This window comes from Pseudohaemophilus paraphrohaemolyticus (genome assembly GCF_003253115.1).
Classification (GTDB): domain Bacteria; phylum Pseudomonadota; class Gammaproteobacteria; order Enterobacterales; family Pasteurellaceae; genus Haemophilus_A; species Haemophilus_A paraphrohaemolyticus_A.
Genome location: NZ_QEQF01000022.1, coordinates 1 through 399, shown reverse-complemented (window position 1 = coordinate 399; position 399 = coordinate 1). Strand labels below are relative to the sequence as shown.

The 399-nt window shown below is 40.9% G+C and carries 1 tRNA gene and 1 rRNA gene; both read left to right on the top strand.

Going from position 1 to position 399, the window contains the following annotated elements:
- A 16S ribosomal RNA gene (locus DPV92_RS09735) occupies positions 1-85 on the top strand; the annotation flags it as partial.
- 85 nt (positions 86-170) lie between these two features.
- Positions 171-246, top strand: a tRNA-Glu gene (locus tag DPV92_RS09730).
- Positions 247-399 lie beyond the last annotated feature (153 nt).

Sequence of the window (399 nt, the reverse complement as noted above, 5' to 3'; positions counted from 1 at the left end):
GGCGTTTACCACGGTATGATTCATGACTGGGGTGAAGTCGTAACAAGGTAACCGTAGGGGAACCTGCGGTTGGATCACCTCCTTACCAAATTAAGCGACTGCAAGTGTTCACACAGATTGTTTGATAAAGTGAATAGAAAGGTGGCAAGTGGAAAGCATCTTTAAATGCTGTCCCCATCGTCTAGAGGCCTAGGACATCGCCCTTTCACGGCGGTAACCGGGGTTCGAATCCCCGTGGGGACGCCATTTAAAGATGATTTTTATTATCTTAATTGTTCTTTAAAAAATTGGAAACAAGCTGAAAAACTGAAGAGACTTTCAAGTCGAATTTAAAAGAGTTTGATAAGAAAAAGTCTGAGTAGTTAAATAAAATCTTAACTGAACAAAAGCAGTTAAGTG